The sequence below is a fragment of the Thalassolituus oleivorans MIL-1 genome (assembly GCF_000355675.1).
Classification (GTDB): Bacteria; Pseudomonadota; Gammaproteobacteria; order Pseudomonadales; family Oceanobacteraceae; genus Thalassolituus; species Thalassolituus oleivorans.
In genome coordinates this window covers 714,032-731,588 of sequence record NC_020888.1, presented here as the reverse complement: position 1 = coordinate 731,588, position 17,557 = coordinate 714,032, and the positions used below count along the sequence as shown (strand labels likewise).

Sequence of the window (17,557 nt, the reverse complement as noted above, 5' to 3'; positions counted from 1 at the left end):
GTTTTACATGGCGTTATTGACCGGCCTCCCTCGTCGTCTCGTTGAGCAACAACTTCTCAACCAAGCGCAAGCCGAAGAAATACTCGCCAGTTGTAAAAAAGAAAAACAAAGTTTTGTCACACTGGCCGTTGCCAAAAAGTTAGTAAAAGCGAAAGAGCTTGCGGTGTTAGCGTCCGAAGAATTCGGCTTACCGCTATTAGACCTAGCAGCATTTGACGGCGAATTGATGCCAAAAGAACTGGTCAGCTCGGAACTCATCGACAAGCACCGTGTGCTACCACTATTTGTTCGCGGTAACCGATTATTTGTAGCGCAAAGCGATCCATCGCAAATGATCGCTATCGACGAAATCAAGTTCAATACTGGCATGACGGTAGAAGCGATACTCGTTGAAGAAGATAAACTCAGCGTTGCCGTTGATCGTTTTCTATCCGCCAACGACAATACCTTGGGCGATCTCGATAGCGCGCTCGACGACATTGATTTAGATGACCCGAACGCCCGAGACAAAGAGGATGAACAAAATAGCAACGCCGGAGGCGATGACGCTCCTATCGTTCGCTTTGTAAATAAAATTTTATTAGACGCAATTAAATCCGGAGCATCCGATGTTCACTTTGAGCCCTACGAAAAACGCTACCGTGTACGGTATCGTACCGATGGTATTCTATTAGAGGTCTCCAGCCCTCCAGTGAATTTGGCTGGTAAAATTGCGGCACGCCTAAAAGTTATGTCGCAAATGGATATTTCTGAGCGTCGTCTTCCTCAAGATGGTCGTATCAAGATGAAGCTTTCAAAAACGAAAGCCATCGACTTCCGCGTCAATACTTTACCCACGTTATGGGGCGAAAAAATCGTACTACGTATCCTTGATCCGTCTTCAGCTAAACTAGGGATTGATGCTTTAGGCTATGAGCCAGAGCAAAAAGATTTGTACTTAAGTGCCTTGGCGAAACCACAAGGTATGATCTTAGTGACCGGACCTACCGGTTCTGGCAAGACGGTTTCGCTCTATACAGGCCTGAATATTTTAAACGTGGAAGGCACCAATATTTCCACGGCAGAAGATCCCGTTGAAATTAACTTGGAAGGTATCAACCAAGTTAACGTGAATGCTCGTGTCGGTCTCGACTTTGCTGCCGCGCTGCGATCCTTCTTACGCCAAGATCCTGATGTGGTCATGGTGGGTGAGATTCGCGATTTGGAAACTGCTCAAATTGCGATTAAAGCCGCACAAACAGGTCACTTAGTGCTGTCTACTCTACACACCAATAGTGCAGCCGAAACACTGACACGTTTGGCCAATATGGGGGTTCCGTCGTTTAATATTGCCACTTCAGTCAGTTTAATTATTGCTCAGCGCTTAGCTCGCCGCCTATGCGTGCACTGTAAAGTCCCCGCAGAAATCCCAGAGCACACACTGAAAGAAGTGGGCTTTACCGATGAATTACTTGCAGACGCCGAAATATTTAAACCAGTGGGTTGTGAGCACTGCAACCATGGCTACAAAGGCCGCGTCGGTATATATGAAGTCGTTCGCGTTACCGATTCGATCTCCCGCATCATCATGGAAGGTGGTAACTCCATTGAAATTTCGGATGCTGCTCGAAAAGAAGGATTTGCCGATTTGCGTACTTCGGCGCTTAAGAAAGTCGCTCAAGGCGTCACTAGCCTAGAAGAAGCAAACCGTGTGACAACCGACTGACGCTCTGTCACTATTAAGCCCTGAATGATGGAAGACAGAATCCTATGGCTAAACCAATAAAAACAACGACTTTCCAATGGGAAGGCACGAATCGCCGCGGACAAACCGTCAAGGGTGAGCTGAGCGGTCAAAACCCAGCAATGGTAAAAGCACAGCTGCGCAAGCAAGGTGTTGAACCGAAAAAAATTAAACGCCTATCCCAACCTTTATTTGGTTTAGGCGGCGGAGTAACAAAGAAACGTATCAAACCTGCCGACATCACCTTTTTCACACGCCAAATGGCCACCATGGTGAAAGCGGGTGTACCTTTAGTACAGTCGTTCGATATTGTTGCCGACGGCGTGGATAATATTTCATTAAGAGAAGTTATCTATGCCATTCGTGATTCGGTATCTGCCGGTAATGACTTTGCCTCGGCGTTAAAACAATATCCGCAGTATTTTGATGAGCTAACCTGCAACCTGATCGAATCGGGCGAGCAGGCGGGTGCGCTAGAGTCCATGCTGGATAAAGTCGCTATTTACAAAGAAAAAACCGAAGAACTGAAAGCTAAAATCAAAAAAGCGCTTATGTACCCTATGATCACCTTGTTGGTGGCATTTGGGGTAACCGCTATCCTGTTAATCAAAGTCGTACCGACCTTTGATGAGATGTTTAAAAGCTTTGGCGCTGAATTACCCGCACCAACCCAGTTTATTGTGATGCTTTCCGATTGGATGCAAGCAAATTACCTATATGTCTTTGGTGGGCTAATTTTCCTAGTCGTTGCTTTTATGCAAGGGATGAAGAAATCACAGTCGTTTCGAGATAATGTAGAAACAACATTACTCAAGGCTCCTGTTTTCGGCGACTTGATAATGAAAGCATCGGTTGCACGGTATGCACGAGTACTGTCAACCACCTTCGCGGCGGGTGTTCCCTTGGTTGAAGCCTTAGATTCCGTTGCAGGTGCCGTTGGCAACGTTGTATACCGCAATGCCGTATACAATATCCGTGATGAGGTCGCCTCTGGTCAGCAAATGCATTTCGCTATGCGCGCGACTAAGGTATTCCCGAACATGGTGGTACAAATGACCAGCATTGGTGAAGAGTCGGGTGCCCTTGATTCTATGCTAGATAAAGCAGCCAGTTACTATGAAGCGGAAGTTGATAACGCCGTAGACAATATGACGTCTTTATTAGAGCCAGCCATTATGGTGTTCTTAGGTGTTGTTATCGGCGGCATGATTGTCGCTATGTACTTGCCGATTTTTGCCATGGGCGATGCTATTTAATCTTATGTTTTCTAATGTATTTGCTGAACTCGCACTACTCAGCACACCTTGGCATATCGCCCTGGTGGCGCTGTTAAGCTTATTGGTCGGTAGTTTTTTAAACGTCGTTATCTTGCGTCTGCCGATTATGATGTTTCGTGGTTGGAAGCAAGAATGCCAATCATTAGAAGACGATTTACCCGATCATCCTGCATTGAAGGACTTAAATAAGCCCTTCAATTTGGTTAAACCTGATTCCCACTGCCCTACCTGCCATGCGCCGGTAAAAGCTTGGCAAAATATCCCCGTAATTAGCTATGTATTGCTGCGCGGTCGTTGCGGGAATTGTCAGACTAAAATCAGCCCAAGATATCCAGCTGTTGAAATAATCACCGCAATCATGAGTGCGGTGCTATTGGTGCAATTTCCTTGGGGTTGGCCCTTAGCGGCTATGTTAGTATTTACATGGCTACTCATCGCCATGTCGGTTATCGACATTGATCATCAAATATTGCCGGATACCTTAACATTAGGCCTGCTATGGCTGGGCCTTTTGGTTAACACCCAAGGTCTATTTACGGATTTAACCTCCGCGGTTTACGGTGCGGCTGTTGGATACGGTTTGCTGTGGAGTATATTTTGGATATTCAAACTGTTAACGGGTAAAGATGGCATGGGGTTTGGCGACTTCAAGCTACTAGCGGCATTGGGCGCTTGGCTTGGCTTGAGTGCTATACCTGTGATTGTTTTGTTATCAAGTATCGTTGGGGCAGTCGTCGGTATTGCCGGGATCATTATTCTCGGGCGTGATCGACAATTACCTATCCCATTTGGCCCATACTTAGCTATGGCGGGTTGGATTGCAGCGCTATGGGGTGACCAAATCGTAGAGTGGTACTTAAGTACGCTTTAATGTCTAAAACTGTAACCCACACAATGGGCTAAGGTATGTATGTTAGTAGTCGGTTTAACGGGTGGAATTGGCAGCGGCAAAACGGCTGCCAGTGATTACTTTGCTTCGTTGGGCATCACGGTTGTTGATGCCGACGTCGTCGCCCGTGAGGTCGTAGAGCCACATCAACCGGCTTGGCAAGCAATATTAGAACGGTACGGTGCTCAAGCCTTTCTCTGTGATCAATCACTTGATCGCGCATGGCTTAGAGCTAAGGTTTTTGCCGACCCGAATGAGCGCATATGGTTGGAACAACAAACCCATCCGCGTATTCGTGAACGTTTAATTCAGCAATTACAAAATTCTAAATCGGCCTACGCCATTTTGGTATCACCACTATTATTCGAAAGCGGTCAAAGCGCCTTAGTGCAACGCACTTTATTAGTGGATGTTCCTACCGACATTCAGGTTGCCCGTGCCAGTTCTCGTGATGGCAACGATGAGGAACAAATACGTCGTATAATTGCAGCTCAAATGAGTCGTGAAGATCGTCGTGCGAAAGCAACCGACATCGTTGATAATAGTACCAACTTAGGTAGCCTGTATCAGCAGCTGCTACCGCTACATCAATACTATTTAGAACTTGCCAACGCGAGTTAACAGCCTAAATACCTTGTTAAGAATCGAGAAACAGCTATGAAAGTAGATTGCCCAACCTGTAAAACGCCTGTGGAATGGAAACCTGAAAGCAAGTTTCGTCCATTCTGCTGTGAACGTTGTAAACTTATTGATCTTGGCGAATGGGCTAGCGAAGGTCACGCGATTCCAGGCAAGCCTGCCGATGAGGTTTTAATGTCTGAAGATTGGGATCAACTCAAGACTTTAAATTAATTCGAGATAAAAATGCGGTAATGCTTTGATAGGCACAAGCCAACACCTTGGTCGGCTAGTGCACCGAGGCAATTGCAGGCATGGCATTTAGTAAACGATCAAGCTTAGCGTGATCTACCGAATCTGAACAAAAAACATTGTCTACTTGCTCCAAGAATTCACGCAACCCCTCGTCCATTCGCATGCCTTGGTTGAATATACGATTGGTATCAACAATGCCGGTTTCCATGATTTTTTGTAACGCTAACTCTTGGCGCTCGTCCATCCCTAGAAACTGAATACTACTTTCAACACCATCAGCCATTGTTTCGACGACATCAGCGATATCCTTCATCACACCTTTATATGAACTATCAACATGCTTCATCAAATCACGCATCTGTCCTGCCATACGTTTTACCAGCAAGCTCTCCATAGCGAGCGACTCTAGATTATCCAATGCTTTTACTCGTGCATCCGCGCCCTGAAGTAGCGAAAACACATTATCTTTTATCGCTCCATACTTTTTATCATCATTCATCGGCATATTCTTAACCAACAAAGAAACGCTGCCATAATTCATAATTGAACGACGTCCAAAATCTACATAACGTCCTTTATCTTTGCACTCTTGCAGCAGCACGGATTCCATTTCTTTTGCCATGCCATTGGCTTCCATATTTTTTACGGTATGCCGTCCACGAATTTGCAAACTGCAATTAATACCGTAGCTTTGCAGCGACTTGAATACGCGCATGCCAAGTTCATCAAGATTGTCGCAGGTATTAACATCAAGCAAAAACTGAACGTTAACGCCTAAATCGGAGGTGTCCGACATGGCGATAAATGCCATTTCATTCGCTTGTTGTAACTGCTGTTTGAGTTGATCGTTTGCGACTTTATTGAAGATTACCCGCATCAAACGTGCCTGCAGCTCCGACATACTTTCCGAATTCACATAATCATCACAGCCGGCGTCATAATAGGCCATTTTGCTATCAAGTGCGGAATCACGGGCGAGTATCACAATTGGGGTATCAGCGACAGAAGGGGTATCTTTGAGCTGGCGACAAACATTAAGCCAGACGGGCTGCAGGTTATCGACGATGTTGAGCAAAACCAACTTGACGTCGTCTGCCGCTACTTGCCGAATGCAATCATCGACAGATTCAACATGCTCAAGTTCGTATTGTTTTCCGAGCAAGCCAACTAACGAATCGTTGTTTGCATCTCCCATCACCAAAACCTTATAGGTCATCGCCCTTAACTCCTGTCAATATCGCCCATTCAAAGGTTTAGTACAGGTTACAGACGATTACCATCACAGGTTACATAACGACCCGAAAGTCATACTAAATGTAACAATAGCGGTGAATACTTTTGCCAATTTAAGAAATAAGTATGAATTCTTTACAGTAACATCAACTCTTTAGCACGATGTATCGCTTGAGTCCGGCTTTTAGCTCCCAGCTTCACATTAATTTTGCGAGCATGGGTCTTTACTGTATGTAGCGAGATATAGAGCTGATCGGCAATTTCTTGATTAGAAAAACCCATCGCCATTTGTCGTAACACATCCAACTCTCGATCACTTAAACTGGCCTGAGCGCTCAATTCGGCTATTTTATCCGGATCTGGGCCTTGCAGTAGTCTGGCTAGATCAGGCAGCCACTGGTGCAGTTCAAGCCCTACCCCTTCTTTTTCTAGTGTTCTACGCACGACTCCAAACTGACGCTGACTTTCGTGCTGTTGCTGTGACATAGCCAGCGCTCCTGCACGAATTAAGCGAATAAAGGTCGTCATAAGTCCATCGGCATTATTACGAAGCCAATGTTCAGTTTGCTCTAGGCAGGGTTCAAGTTGGTGCGCCACCAAGTACAAGCGCGATAACGTCGCGATAGTGAATCCCGGCAACATAGGAAACAGCTCGGGACGCGGAATCCGCTCCGAGTCAGCACCGACCAAAAGAGGATCAATACAATCTTTAGCGCGTTTCAACTTGCCCTGAGATATCCAAACGTTAGCGCGAACAATGTGCAGCCATTGGTACGTACCTGGCTCCACCTGCCAGTTTTGCATACGGCGCTCAGCTTCATCTAATGCATCTAAAGCCGCAGTATGACGTCCTTGCGCGGTAAATTGCATGGCCATCACAGCGTAGCCGTAACACACAGAGACATCGTGCGCTTGAGTACTCAGCGCAATACCCTGCTGAATAACAGCTTGTAGCTGGTCAAGTTCTTTGCCTGATAACCACATCAGAAGTCCGCGGTATAAGAGTAAACGTCCTCGCGGTAAGCGGTCCATTTCATTTGGCCGCTCTCCTAATAAATCGAGGCCTTGATCAACAATACTCATGCTGCGACTAATGTGGCCGCGATTTAATTCAATTCGCGCATGATCAAACATAGCCAGAGCTTCCATTGTTGGTGCTCGAAATTTCCGCGAAAGGTCTTGGGCGAGACGGTTCCATACCCGTGCACCATCAGGATCTTTGGCCGACAACGATAGATGAGACAAGGTACTGCTCATCAATATGCGCAACGAAAAACGACTAGCAGGCAGATTGTCGAGAGCAAACCGGCAAAGACGATCTGCACGATTCAGCTGCCCTAATAAGACGGCCAGATAGCCTTGCAACGCGGAAATTTCATAGTCAGCAAGGCTACCTTCTTGGGTTAAACGCTGAATCAATTGATCTGCCCGATCCGCCTGATGAGCCAGTAACCATGTCCACGCCGCAATTTGCATCAAGCGCGGCGAGGCCAACAAAATTTGCTCATCCAGCTGACTAAACCAGCTAATTAAGCCATTCATATTTAAATTTGCGAGGATGCTTTCAGCCTCTAACTCTACCCACCGAGCCGCTTCTTCGTTGTCACCACATTGGGATGCATGAGTTAATGCTGCCACCGGATCTTGCCGCTGACTTAGCCATCGATACGCCAAGCGATGCAGATCCTGTCGCTCGGTAAGAGGAAGTTGTGACGCCAAACACTGAGCCATGACCGGATGCATTCGATACCATCCTTGACGCTCAATTTGCGGCTCAATGAATAGCTCTTTAGCAAGCGCCTGCTGCAGCAGCGGATGATAATCCGCCCCTATCACATCTCTTAATAGCGCCTCATTAAAATGTCCTAGAACACTCAATTGACGCAAAAAACTCTGCAAAGGTGGCGACAGAGAACATACGACTTCCCCCTGTAAATAATCACTCATTTCGGCAATTGCCATCTGATCATTCACACTATCGGGTTGCCCTGCCATACGAAAACAGCTTCCCCACAAGGCTAACCCAACAGGCCACCCCAATAAGCGTTGCTCAATATGTTGCCTAAGCTCCAGTGAGGTCGTGAGTCCCTGATTCGCCAACCACTGCTCTTGCTCACTGGCACTGAAGGCCAAGTCAGACATGCTTAAAAAAACGGAGTCTTGCAGTGCGGCAGTACCCATAGCAAAAGGCCGATAACGGCCACTGAGCACTAATTGCACGTGATCTGGGAGATAGCGCACAAGCGCCATCAGCAACTGCCAACTGGTAGCGTCCACTAGTGAATGAATATCATCCATGAAGATAAGGATATTGCGCCCGCTCGCTGCCAAATCGCGCAACCAAAGCAAAAGAATTTTTTCTGCGTGCGGAGCACCGTCGGGCTGACGTAACAAAGCCAAAGCATCGGTCGCTGTGCCCATTAGCTGTTGCTCTGCGGCTTCCAAAATATGCTCAAGCAACACCGCCATGGGGGCATCAAGACTATCTAAGGTAAACCAAATAATACTTCGATCTGCGCTCTGCTTGTCTGCCACGCTCGACATGATTTGTGTTTTACCAAATCCTGCGGGCGCAGTCAGCCAAACAACGGGCGCTTGCGTTAAAGCAGCAATAAGTATTTCGCTACGATCAATAGCACCGGAGGCCGACACTGGACGCTCGCCTTTGCTCTCAATCCAAGCACCTAGTGCTTTATGATCAAGGGATGTTAACCATGCATCTTGTGCTCGGTTTGCGGGCGCAGAAAAGTCCATAATGACAACTATAAAAGTATATTTAAGGCGATGGATGCGATACATCCGACGCAATATGTCCGTATAAAACCAGAGGAAAAGACCTGATTCAACTAATCAGATCAGTTACTTACGATATGTTACTAAATAACCACAAACTCACGACTTTCGAGCTTTACTAAACCAGATCCAGCAGCCGGACAATGCCAAAAATAACAAGATGATTGCAGCAAGATCGACTAACCAAACTCCATACTTACCCAACCAACGTCCGCTGTGCATATCGAGCAGCAATCGCTGCCAGCTGATGGTTTTATTGCGGCTAGAATCCACCGATAAAGGCAACGACGTTAACTCGTAGGGTACTGAAATAAAGTCTGCTTTAGACAATAGCAACGCCGAATAAGTTTCAAGATCCAACACATACCAATGGCCAGAGTCGACCTGAACCGCAAAGCGCTGCTCGCCTGAGCCAATCGATTTAATATGTTCTAACTGAAAAAATGCTGGATCAATTAATTCTAAAAGAGTCCAATCTGAGTTCAACAGTAACCACTGTTCTTCACAGACTAAAAGCATCTCACGGTCTGTGCTGGCAAAACCAATCAACCGCGAACATTCACCTAGTACTTTCGCATCCAATAAAACCTGCTGATTAAAAACATGCAGCCAACCATCTTTGGTTGAAATACCCTGACGAATTTCAATGGCTGATTCATATGGCCACAACAGCAACGAACTTTGTGGATAGTAGCTATCTAGTTCTAAGTCACCTGTGTGATTAAGCGCTATGCCGCTTACAGTGACTAGAATTATGATCACTGCCGCCGCTAAACCGCCACGGCGATGCCAACGATAGAGCCAAAATCGTAAACGACGCCCCTTCATTACTCAGCTCCAACAACAGTAGAGCCATTGTTTGGCATGATCCAACGATCCAACAACAAAGCCAAACGTGCAATACGCTTCATTGTTCTAACTGAATAGGTTGCGCCAGAAATACCATCAACGTGACGAGATAACTCGCCGTCGTCCGTGAGGGTTTGATCAACAAATTGAGCGGTATAAGCAGGAAGTCGAATTTCATCGCCCCGCGCTTCGCGGAATACCATGACTTCCATACGTTCAATTTTCTGGGCGCGAGTTACCACAGCAAAAGTAATGGGTCGTTCTTTGCCAATATCACTTAAAATCCACAAACAGGTATCGCCAGCCTGCCAATATTTAATCCGTGCCTGTCGCAATTCTATATTGGCTACGCGCTGAGCTTCTTGTTTTTGCTCAGCCTGCAGCCACAATGTTTTTGCATTAGAGGACATTCCATTAAAAACTTCGGCCGAAATGCCTTCAATACTATAGTAAACACTCTGAGCGCGACTGAGGTTCGAACATAGCAAACAAAAAAGGATCAACGACAATGTCGTTAACCCCCTTAGGTTGCGTAATAATGTAAAAAGCAACGCCATTGCTATCCTTTAAAAACTGTATCCCATGCCTAAATTGTAACCAGTACCAATCAAATCATCGTCTTGCTTTTCACGATAATAATCGGCCTTCACAACAACCGTTGGTGCTAGCCAATAATTGGCACCAATATCATGACGCTTTACTTCAGAATCAATGCTGTCACCGGCAGTGGTATCCCAAGCGCTATTACGATAAAAAACACCGACATTATTGATGCGATAGGAAGGTTCGATATAAAAACCCTTTTGTTTGGATGCTCCAGCCGTGATGTCGTTAATAGCAGTCGTTAGATTCCACTGCGCATACAAGGCACGTAGAGCAAATCCACCGGTTTGATAAACCGCATGAGTTTCTAGCAAACGAGCTCCTATCTCTCGCTCGCCCGCGCCTTGAAGAATATCATCTTGATACTGCATCGAAGCCGCCAGTTCTAGACCAGGAATCGCGGTGTACTTAATACGTGCGGTGTACGCTGCCTTATTTGCAGGAGCTTCAGCTACTTTTTTTCTACTTTTTCTGATGCTACTTTGATACCCAGAAACAAGGCCGTCATCATCAAGCTTCACCAAACTCAAACCAGAATGAACCGCTACGTCATAGCTAACGCCATCCGCGATATCACCACTTACCGCGACACCGCCTTCCCCCCAAGTGGTAGGAATAATGTTTTTCTCAACATTGTTGCGCTCTACACCGTAAAAGGTATCTGGCTCATGCGTCTCGTTTAAAATACCTACTGGCAGCAAAAACAAACCGCCTTTCACTTTGGTTGTATCTGCAACGTCGTATTCAATAAAGGCTTGTTCTAACTCAATTCCGCCATTTTTTCCTTCACCAGCGATGCTGTGTTCAAGCTCAAACTCAGAGAAAAAACGCGTTCGTTCGTTGAATTCCTTGCCGAAAAACAACACAAAACGATGAAAATCGATTTCATTATCTTCACCATTGGCAAGATTTAAATGCATTTCACCATAACCGCCAATCGATACACCGCTGGTTGCGCTTGTCGAAGCTTGCTGATCAAGCGTATCAGCCAGACTATTAAGCTGCGCTTTCATAGCAGCTATTTCAGCTTTAAGTTCTGCTGTTTCGTCAGCAAAAGCGACTGCGGGCAAAATCATAGTGGCAGCTAAGAGAAGTGAACGGGTATCCATGCAAGGTCCTCTGTATTACTAGATTAAATATTTAGATACGAACCCTAACACAATTGCGAATCACTACCAAACACTTTTACGAATGACTATTGTTTAGATGCTAGATAAAAATAGACTCCATCTTTGATGGTAATCGAACCTAGCTCGTTAATAACAAGACTAATTCAGCGCTTCCCTAGGCGCTTAAACCGCATTCAGGTAAACTCAGTGCCCAAATCCATTGCACCCTATTCTCATTAAGACACCATGATGCAAGAGACTTATCAGCCCCATACGATCGAACCTGCTGTACAACAACAGTGGGAAGCTAATCAGGTTTTTAAAGCCGTTGTCGATACCAACAAAGAGAAGTTTTATTGCCTCTCTATGTTCCCATATCCGAGTGGGCGCTTGCACATGGGTCATGTGCGTAACTACACCATTGGTGATGTGGTATCGCGCTTTCAGCGCATGCAAGGCAAAAATGTGATGCAGCCTATGGGCTGGGACGCTTTTGGTCTTCCAGCAGAAAACGCGGCGATCAAGCACAAAGTTGCTCCGGCTAAATGGACCAAAGAAAACATCGCCTATATGAAAGGCCAGTTAAAGTCGCTCGGCTTCGGCTATGACTGGGATCGTGAAATCGCTACCTGCGATCCAGAGTACTATCGTTGGGAACAGTGGTTTTTCACCACTCTGATCGACAAGGGCTTGGCTTACAAAAAAGTTTCAGCTGTAAACTGGTGTCCTAACGACCAAACCGTTTTAGCTAACGAACAGGTCATTGACGGCTGCTGCTGGCGCTGCGACTCCGTAGTGGAGCGCAAAGAAATCCCGCAGTGGTTTATTCGTATCACCGCCTACGCCGAAGAATTATTAAATGATCTTGATCAGCTTGAAGGCTGGCCTGATCAAGTAAAGGCCATGCAGCGCAACTGGATTGGCAAATCCCGCGGTGTACAAATGCGCTTCGGCTTAAAAGATCGATCTGACGAGTTAGAGATTTACACCACTCGCCCAGACACACTAATGGGTGTTAGCTACCTTGCAGTTGCTGCTGGCCATGCGCTAGCTAAAGAAGCCGCTGCAACTAATTCAGAGTTAGCTGCATTTTTAGATGAGTGTAAAAAATCCGGTACTGCCGAAGCCGATTTAGCCACGGTCGAAAAGAAAGGTATGGCCACTGGCTTTACCGCTATCCACCCGATTAGTGGTGCTGAAGTACCGGTGTGGGTCGCTAACTTCGTATTAATGGAATATGGCACAGGCGCAGTCATGGCCGTACCGGCGCACGACCAACGTGACTGGGAATTTGCCAATAAATACGACTTGGCCATAAACCAAGTGATTGAGGGTATCAATGGTGAAGAAATTGATCTTGCGGCCGCCGCTTTCACCGAAAAAGGTGTATTGATCAATTCTGGTGAATTTGATGGCTTAGCCTTCGAACAGGCGTTCGATGCTATTGCAGCAAAATTAGTCGAGCTAGGTAAAGGCGAAGTTAAAACTAACTATCGCCTGCGCGATTGGGGTGTTAGCCGTCAACGTTATTGGGGTAGCCCAATCCCTGTAATTCGCAATGCCGCAGGCGATACCATGCCAGCACCAGCATCATTGCAGCCGGTTATTCTGCCGACCGATGTGGTCATGGATGGCATCAACTCGCCGATTAAAAACAATCCAGAATTCGAAAATATTGAACTGGATGGCGAACCCGTATTCCGCGAGACCGATACCTTCGACACCTTTATGGAGTCATCTTGGTATTACGCGCGCTATTGCTCGCCACGTTGCGACGATGCCATGCTGGATCCCAAAGAAGCCAATTATTGGCTACCTGTCGATCAATACATCGGTGGTATCGAACATGCAATTTTGCACTTATTGTACGCCCGCTTCTTCCACAAGCTGCTGCGTGATGCAGGCTTAGTAGAAAGCGATGAGCCGTTTAAAAGCTTGCTATGCCAAGGCATGGTGTTAGCGGAAGCCTTTTACACCACCAATGACAATGGTGCTAAAGAATGGGTTAACGCGGCAGATGTGACCATCGAACGTGATGAAAAAGGGCGTTTATTAACGGCCCATCGCACTGTCGACGGCGTAGAAGTACAGTACTCTGGCATGATTAAGATGTCGAAGTCGAAAAACAACGGCGTCGATCCGCAAGAAGCGATTGAGCTTTATGGTGCCGACACTGTGCGCTTGTACACTATGTTTGCAGCGCCCCCAGAGCAAACGCTGGAGTGGTCAGATTCTGGCGTTCAAGGTTCGCAAAAATTTCTACAGCGAGTTTGGCGTTTAAGCTATGAACTGCTGCAGCAAGCCAATGCGGGGACTTTAGAAAATCTGAGCAAAGACGAACAAGATGTTCGCCGCAAAGTCCACGAAACCATCCAGAAGGTCAGCGATGATATTGGTCGCCGTTACAACTTCAACACCGGTATTGCCGCTATCATGGAATTGATGAACGCATTGCAAAAAGTCGATCTGTCATCAAATGGCGGGCGCGGTGTTGTCAGTGAAGGTCTGAATGCGATTATTCGCATGCTGTCGCCGATGGCTCCGCATATCACTCAAGCGCTGTGGGTTGCTTTTGGCAATGATGGATTAGTGATTGATGCTACTTGGCCGGTCGTTGATGAAAGCGCGTTAGTACGTGATTCAATCACCTTAGTCGTTCAGGTAAACGGTAAATTGCGAGCCAAACTGGAAGCGCCTGTAAGTGCTGGCAAGGATGAATTAGAAGCCTTGGCAATGGCAGACGAAGCCGTGCAAAAACAGCTTGAAGGCAAAACCGTACGTAAGGTTATCGTGGTGCCAGGTAAGTTGGTCAACATCGTTGTAGGTTAATATCGACAACGATTTAAACACCACACAATAGAGGTTGTTCGCATGCGCGTTTCGTTAATTTGGTTAGCCGTTATCACACTCAGTGCCTGCGGCTGGCATTTACGCGGAATCACCCCAATACCCGATGGTTACCGCATCTTGTATTTGCAAGGCAGCGGTAACACAGGGTTTGACCAAGCGCTTAATCAACAACTGCAGTTCAACGGTGTGGTTATTACCGAACACGCCGTCGATGCCCCCGCACAACTCGTGGTTGAATCTTACGAGATCGAACGTCGAACGCTATCAGTAAGTACTAACGGACAAGTGGCCGAATACGAGCTGAATGGTCGCCTAACGGCCACTGTGTCGCGTCCTGAAGATGGAATCAATACCGAGATATTAGTGCGCTCCCGCCGCACACTGACGAACGACGTCAATAACATCGTCGCGACCGCCAACGAAGAACGTCAGCAACGTTCCGCCATAGAAAAAGACTTAGCAAGCAAGCTACTACGACGCTTACAAGGCATCTCAGCCAATAAAGCGGATGGCAAAAGTGAACCAGCTCCAGCGCCAGAACCGACTCAGCAGCCGTGAAAATCCGTCAAGATCAACTATCAGCGACCTTGAGTCGCGGCCTCAGTAGCTGTTATTTGGTTTCCGGTGACGAACCACTTTTGATCATGGAAGCCTGCGATGAAATTCGCGCTGCGGCACGGGCCGCCCAGATAGAAGAGCGAGAACTGTTTCATGCAGAATCCGGCTTCGATTGGCGCACCTTGCTCGATGAAGCCAACGCCATGTCGCTATTTTCTAGCCGCCGCATCCTTGAAGTTCGCATTCCAAATGGCAAGCCCTCGGATAAAGGAGCTGCTTTACAGCAGATGGTAAGCCATCCCAATCCCGATAATGTGCTACTGATTATTTGTCCCCGTTTAGATGCCACAGCACAACGCAGCGCTTGGTTCAAAGCTATTGAAAGTGCCGGAGTGTTTTTACCGATCTGGCCTATAGAACGGAATCAATTCCCCGGCTGGTTGAAACGTCGCCTTCAGATCGTTGGCTTACAAATTGAACCTGCAGCACTGGCCGCACTCGCTCATCAAACTGAGGGCAATTTACTCGCCGCAGTACAAGAAGTTGAGAAGCTACGTCTTTTAGGTGATTCACCCGTTACTGAAGCTATGATTAACGAGGCTATCGGGGATAGCTCACGCTTCGATGCATTCGGCTTAGCAGATGCCTGTCTATTAGGAAATTTAGCCGAAGCGGCACGCATACTCACCCACCTTCAAGCAGAAGGCTCTGAACCCATTATGATTTTAGGAGCCATCACGCGAAAGATTCGCCAGCTTATCGCCTTGTACAACACCTCAGGCCAGCAATTGAGCGAAGGATTTAAAAAGCAAAACATTTGGCCAAAACAACAAGGTCCTTATAAAGCGGCACTGCAAAGGATTCGTCAGAATGAGCTTTTCGCCGCCCTCCAAAAGGCCGAAGCGATCGATAATGCAGCTAAAGGTAATGGACAAGACCCTTGGTTATTACTTGGCGAACTAACAATTCTCCTGACAGGCCATAAAACTCACCTGCCCTGCTAACTATCCGAAAAAAGCATTAGCTTGGTCACATTTCATACAGCCACCCCATGCCATACTCTCTTAGCTTATTGGTCTAACCCGACAAACTCATTTGCAAGAGTGGCGCTAGTGTCTTGATTCGACTAGGTAATGTGCAATTTATTGTCAGTTTTAAACAGTTAGCGGTACGAAAACATAGCTTTAACGTCAAAAGCTATGAATAATGTGGCTCAAAACGCCACCGTTTATTGACGGTGGCGAACCGTAGGAAGGAGGAACCGATGAATACTGCCGTACGTCAGCAAAACAGCGATCTAGTCTGGAATCTTGAAAAGATTAACCAGCACAAGCGTGCGATGAGCTTCGTTAAGCAATTCGAAAACCGCTTTTGCGTGTTTTCATCATCAGTTCGACAGCTATACACCAACTACAGCATCTTTTTTCCAGAAGAAGCTCATCGTCAAATGGTGATCCTACCTGATCCATATGCCTTTCATGACACCTTCAGCTATCTCAATCCAGATGCTGTGAGCTCGACGGGTCTGCATGTGATTCCCGGAAATCTGATTGGCAAACAAGGTTTGTATTTAGTTATTTCTCACAAAGACAAGAAAGTACGTTCAGTACCGATTCCATTTCAAGAAGGCATGCGGCAGATATTACGTCGCAGCAACAGCGACGATCCGTTTTTACCGGTACTCATGAAGGGTGACTTACGTGAATTTAATGACAAGCTTCCCTGCTTGCATTTACACCGGTTACGTCTGAAAGAACTGACTGGACTTTCTAGTTTAGAACGCGAAAGCATTCGTACAGTTATTACCGATAAGCTGATGGATTTGTATCAACAATCATCTACTTTCAATTTAAACTGACACTGAGCTGTCAGCCATATCAACACGATAGTATTGACGAATAAGCCGGCTAAGACCTTTGCGCCAAGCTTTCGGCTTAATACCAAAACTATGAAATAGCAACGTATTGTCTGAAAGCGGCGTCCAAACATACGGCACTTGCCCACCCTCCTGAGAATGTAACTCAGCCGCTCCGAGATTTTCATACTGTCTTGCCTCAGACAACAGAGCTTCGGCAAACGCATATGATGACACCGGCTCGACACCACTAAAGTGATAAGTCCCCCAAAGATGATCTGCACAAGAGGCTTGCTTAAACATGGCCAACATAACTTCAGCAACGTCATCCGCAGGTGTTGGTGCAATATGACGCTTCATATCGACAGTCAGAATTTGCTCATGACGAATAGCCGTTAGCAACCGAGTAGCAAAATCATCATTCATTAAAGAAAAGACCTGACCGGCACGTAAAATTAGATGTTGTGGATTTTGCCGAACCAACTCTTCAATCGCCAACAAGTGTTGTGCAACCTGCGTATCGCTGAATACATGCCAAGTCTCATCTACCAAAGTACCATTAGTAGCCTCGATAACAGCCATGGAGGAAAGCAGCACAATCGCAGCATCTTCTGAGCGAGCCTGATCAATCCAAAACTCAAGATGTTGAAAATCTTCTGGGTTATAAACAGAAGGAGTCAGAACGTAGACCGGTCGACCACTAGACTGCAATCCCTGACGTTCGCGACTTTCTAGGCTAACACCCTTGTACATGAAATTCTGTTCAGCCAATAAGCGTGTCAGACACTTACCGACGGGGCGGTTTGCACCAATGATATGGGTATGAAAACTGCTGATAGCCAATGTTAAGATCCCAGTGAAACCGGTGAATTGAAAGAACCTAAGATTACCACTGGCAGCCACTCCTTCAAAGCTCAGAAGGATGTCTATACTGGTAAGTATCTA

At 46.5% G+C, this 17,557-nt stretch carries 15 protein-coding genes; 9 read left to right on the top strand and 6 right to left on the bottom strand.

Annotated elements, in window-relative coordinates; all coding sequences use genetic code 11:
• The first annotated feature begins 7 nt into the window (after nt 1-7).
• The 5 genes from pilB to yacG are packed head-to-tail and all read left to right on the top strand — an operon-like array spanning nt 8 to nt 4,741.
• Nucleotides 8-1,705, top strand: a complete 1,698-nt coding sequence (gene pilB, locus TOL_RS03355) for a type IV-A pilus assembly ATPase PilB (protein ID WP_015485866.1) — start codon at nt 8-10, stop codon at nt 1,703-1,705.
• Nucleotides 1,706-1,749: 44 nt separating this feature from the next.
• The gene (locus tag TOL_RS03350; protein WP_015485865.1) at nt 1,750-2,979 is read left to right on the top strand and encodes a type II secretion system F family protein; all 1,230 of its coding nucleotides are present in this window, start codon (nt 1,750-1,752) and stop codon (nt 2,977-2,979) included.
• 4 nt (nt 2,980-2,983) lie between these two features.
• Nucleotides 2,984-3,871 (top strand): prepilin peptidase, encoded by an 888-nt coding sequence (locus tag TOL_RS03345; RefSeq protein WP_015485864.1) that lies wholly within the window; start codon nt 2,984-2,986, stop codon nt 3,869-3,871.
• Nucleotides 3,872-3,910: 39 nt separating this feature from the next.
• On the top strand, nt 3,911-4,510 hold the full coding sequence (gene coaE / locus TOL_RS03340) for a dephospho-CoA kinase (RefSeq protein ID WP_015485863.1): 600 nt from the start codon (nt 3,911-3,913) through the stop codon (nt 4,508-4,510).
• A 36-nt stretch (nt 4,511-4,546) separates the two neighbouring features.
• The gene (gene yacG, locus TOL_RS03335) at nt 4,547-4,741 is read left to right on the top strand and encodes a DNA gyrase inhibitor YacG (RefSeq protein ID WP_015485862.1); all 195 of its coding nucleotides are present in this window, start codon (nt 4,547-4,549) and stop codon (nt 4,739-4,741) included.
• Nucleotides 4,742-4,796: 55 nt separating this feature from the next.
• On the opposite strand, the gene TOL_RS03330 is transcribed toward yacG, so the two are convergent.
• The 5 genes from TOL_RS03330 to TOL_RS03310 all read right to left on the bottom strand — a co-directional run bounded on the left by TOL_RS03330 (nt 4,797) and on the right by TOL_RS03310 (nt 11,349).
• Nucleotides 4,797-5,978 (bottom strand): response regulator, encoded by a 1,182-nt coding sequence (locus TOL_RS03330; RefSeq protein ID WP_015485861.1) that lies wholly within the window; start codon nt 5,976-5,978, stop codon nt 4,797-4,799.
• 152 nt (nt 5,979-6,130) lie between these two features.
• Complete coding sequence (locus TOL_RS19380; protein ID WP_015485860.1) at nt 6,131-8,749, bottom strand: LuxR C-terminal-related transcriptional regulator; 2,619 nt, start codon at nt 8,747-8,749, stop codon at nt 6,131-6,133.
• A 138-nt stretch (nt 8,750-8,887) separates the two neighbouring features.
• A complete protein-coding gene (locus tag TOL_RS03320; protein ID WP_015485859.1) occupies nt 8,888-9,616 on the bottom strand; it encodes a PepSY domain-containing protein in 729 nt (242 codons plus the stop codon).
• Nucleotides 9,616-10,194: an FMN-binding protein gene (locus tag TOL_RS03315; protein WP_015485858.1), complete on the bottom strand. Its 579-nt coding sequence runs from the start codon at nt 10,192-10,194 to the stop codon at nt 9,616-9,618. The genes TOL_RS03320 and TOL_RS03315 overlap by 1 nt, the downstream gene beginning before the upstream one ends.
• 9 nt (nt 10,195-10,203) lie before the next feature.
• Entirely contained in the window at nt 10,204-11,349 is a 1,146-nt protein-coding gene (locus tag TOL_RS03310) for a porin family protein (RefSeq protein ID WP_015485857.1), read from the bottom strand.
• A 249-nt stretch (nt 11,350-11,598) separates the two neighbouring features.
• Here TOL_RS03310 and leuS point away from each other — a divergent pair, with 249 nt between their 5' ends.
• The 4 genes from leuS to TOL_RS03290 all read left to right on the top strand — a co-directional run bounded on the left by leuS (nt 11,599) and on the right by TOL_RS03290 (nt 16,615).
• Nucleotides 11,599-14,178 (top strand): leucine--tRNA ligase, encoded by a 2,580-nt coding sequence (gene leuS, locus TOL_RS03305; RefSeq protein ID WP_041588386.1) that lies wholly within the window; start codon nt 11,599-11,601, stop codon nt 14,176-14,178.
• Nucleotides 14,179-14,220: 42 nt separating this feature from the next.
• Entirely contained in the window at nt 14,221-14,757 is a 537-nt protein-coding gene (locus tag TOL_RS03300) for an LPS-assembly lipoprotein LptE (RefSeq protein WP_015485855.1), read from the top strand.
• Nucleotides 14,754-15,761 (top strand): DNA polymerase III subunit delta, encoded by a 1,008-nt coding sequence (holA, locus tag TOL_RS03295; RefSeq protein ID WP_025266223.1) that lies wholly within the window; start codon nt 14,754-14,756, stop codon nt 15,759-15,761. Before TOL_RS03300 ends, holA begins: the two co-directional genes overlap by 4 nt.
• A gap of 260 nt (nt 15,762-16,021) precedes the next feature.
• The gene (locus tag TOL_RS03290) at nt 16,022-16,615 is read left to right on the top strand and encodes a hypothetical protein (RefSeq protein WP_015485853.1); all 594 of its coding nucleotides are present in this window, start codon (nt 16,022-16,024) and stop codon (nt 16,613-16,615) included.
• On the opposite strand, the gene TOL_RS18125 is transcribed toward TOL_RS03290, so the two are convergent.
• Nucleotides 16,607-17,455, bottom strand: a complete 849-nt coding sequence (locus tag TOL_RS18125) for a sugar nucleotide-binding protein (RefSeq protein WP_015485852.1) — start codon at nt 17,453-17,455, stop codon at nt 16,607-16,609. The two genes, TOL_RS03290 and TOL_RS18125, sit on opposite strands and share 9 nt — an antisense overlap.
• Nucleotides 17,456-17,557 lie beyond the last annotated feature (102 nt).